4 protein-coding genes are annotated in these 2,434 nt (G+C 38.6%); all 4 read left to right on the top strand.

Annotation, left to right across the window (positions count from 1 at the left end):
- Positions 1 to 63: 63 nt before the first annotated feature.
- The 4 genes from Q0413_RS06865 to Q0413_RS06850 are packed head-to-tail and all read left to right on the top strand — an operon-like array spanning position 64 to position 2,300.
- Positions 64 to 333, top strand: a complete 270-nt coding sequence (locus tag Q0413_RS06865; RefSeq protein ID WP_298988240.1) for a hypothetical protein — start codon at positions 64 to 66, stop codon at positions 331 to 333.
- A gap of 1 nt (position 334) precedes the next feature.
- Positions 335 to 1,546, top strand: coding sequence for a type IV secretion system protein (locus Q0413_RS06860; protein ID WP_298024796.1), 1,212 nt, complete (start codon positions 335 to 337; stop codon positions 1,544 to 1,546).
- 36 nt (positions 1,547 to 1,582) lie between these two features.
- Positions 1,583 to 2,002, top strand: coding sequence for a single-stranded DNA-binding protein (ssb, locus tag Q0413_RS06855; RefSeq protein ID WP_297996648.1), 420 nt, complete (start codon positions 1,583 to 1,585; stop codon positions 2,000 to 2,002).
- 22 nt (positions 2,003 to 2,024) lie between these two features.
- Positions 2,025 to 2,300, top strand: a complete 276-nt coding sequence (locus Q0413_RS06850; RefSeq protein WP_297996647.1) for a hypothetical protein — start codon at positions 2,025 to 2,027, stop codon at positions 2,298 to 2,300.
- The last annotated feature ends 134 nt before the right edge of the window (positions 2,301 to 2,434 follow it).

The following is a 2,434-nucleotide window of genomic DNA, read 5'->3' as shown; positions in this document are numbered from 1 at the left end:
TAGATAGGTTAAGTCAAACTTAGGGTAGATCGGGGCGAAAGCCCCCGAATTTAAGGAATTAAAATGTTACTTGATTTTTTGAATTTTTTAGGCGTCAGCGGCGGGGCGACTGCCAAAAAGCGGCCCATAATCGCAGACAATACGAAAAAGACAGCGGAAGAGTTTATCGTTGAGATGCAAAGCCCGTATTTTCAAGAGGAGATTACGACCGAGACGGTAATAAAAGACGATAAAAAAATAGAAATCAAAAAGATAAAAACTTCAGAACCAATAAATAACAACAAGGCATTAATATCAATAAAAACATATGAAAAAGATATAACAAGGATGTAAAATGGCTCAGCAGCAAGTAGCAAAAGTGCTTTTAACAGATAGTAACTGGATAAATAAGACTCAGGCCGTTATGCAAGAAAACGTGATGAGTTTATTTGAAAAATTTTATCAAGGGGCGCACGATTTAGTTTATTCAACCGCCTCGACGACGATCATAATTTTAATAGTTGTATTTTGGCTATTAAATAGGCTAAAAAATGGATATCCAACGCGAGAGGAGACATTTAATGCTATAAAATACATAATCAGGCTTTGCTTTATTTTTGCAGTTCTTAGTTCATTTGAAGCATATACGGGCGCTTTATACTTCCTAACTATACCTGAAAATACGATAACTGCGACGGTGAGCTCGATTTTTCAGAGTCAAGATTTCGGAACGATTGTAACGGAATCGGCCAATAGGGTGGATAATTTAAGAGCTTTAATGTGGGACTATGGAACAAAAACTTATTTAAAATCACAAGAATGGTCATTTTTGGGATTAAGCTTTAATGGTCCGAGTGATTATATAATGGCAGGGGTTGTAACGGCATTTTTAATGATCCCGTTTTGGATATTTTACCTAGTATTTTTTATTCTACTAATCGGCATCACGATCGTTATATTTTTTAGCAAATTCGTGGCATTTTTGATATTAAGCACGCTGCCATTGGTGCTGCCATTTTTGATAACGCCGCGCTTTTTGCCGTATTTATGGAGCTGGTACAAGCTATACCTATCATACGCCATCATCGCTCCTTTGGCATTTATAGCCCTAAATTTAGCAATGAATCCGATCATAGAGCTTGAGAAATATCAAAACGTCATAGGCGAATTATTTATAAAGCAGTTTGAATATTTGATTACTGGAGCAATTACTTGCATAACTGCGCTTTTCATAATCAGAAAAATACCAAATTGGATAAATGCGGTACTGGGAACACAGATGGAAAGTGGAGCGGGCGGAGTAGTCGCAGGCGCGGTAGCTGGTGGTATACTTGGAAAAACTTTACTGGGCGGGCTAGCTAGAAAAGCAACCGGCGGTAGCTTTATCGGTGGGGCACTGCAAAGCTTTGGTAGAGCAACCGGCGGAAGAGCAGTAGGGCAAATTACAAAAGCAGGAATAGATGCAAGCGTAAATCTTGGAAAAGATATAGGCAAGGGCTCAAAAATGCTAGCGAAGGGCGCCTACGACGTATATAAAACGTTTCGCGGCGGATACGCGGTGCCGTAAGGCTAAAATTTAGAAAATTTTTTAAAAGGGGTAAAAATGTTTGCACAAGCTACGATCATAGGAAATTTGACCAAAGGCATTGAGCTTAGATACACGGCAAGCGGTATGGCCATAGGTAGTACTGCAATAGCCGCGTCGCACAAATTTAACGCGGCAAACGGCGAGAAGCGGGAAGAAACGTGCTTTATAGATGTCACTTTTATGGGTAAAAGCGCGGAAATAGCCAACCAATACCTGTCCAAAGGCTCAAGGATATTCATCGAAGGTAGACTAAAATTTGACCGATGGACGGACAATAGCGGACAAAACAGAAGCAAGCATAGCGTAATCGTCGATAAAATGATAATGATTGATACCAAAGATAGGCAAGAAGCTGGGCAAAACGAGCAAGCTCATCCTGCGCCGCAGATAGAAAACGAATATACAGATAACGCGCAAGACGCGCCATTCGACTAATAAATTTTTGAAGGAGTAAAAAATGAACCTAAATTACATAACAGGTACATACGACAATGTCCCATTCTCGCAGCTTAACAAAACGGCAAAAATTGTAATTTTGCAAGAAAGACTTACAAGGGAGTTTAAAGAAAATGAAGTAATGAAACATGTGCTTGAATCGTTTTTTATAATAGCCTATGATGGAAATGATGTTAACGTTTCTGATATTCAAAAAATTTATGACAATTTGACGGAAGAACAAATTATGCAGATACAAAGCATAATAAAAATAGCTTATAATGCAGCAGGTATGTAAAATGCAAAATGCGATAATCATTATTGAAAGTCCAAATAAATGCGACAAGATAGAACATATAACAGGTGCGAAGGTTTACGCCACAAAAGGGCATTTTAAAGAACTAGCAAAGGAGATAGTGGTCGATTATGTCG

The organism is uncultured Campylobacter sp. (assembly GCF_938045465.1).
Lineage (GTDB): Bacteria > Campylobacterota > Campylobacteria > Campylobacterales > Campylobacteraceae > Campylobacter_B.
This window is presented reverse-complemented; position numbering and strand designations above follow the sequence as displayed.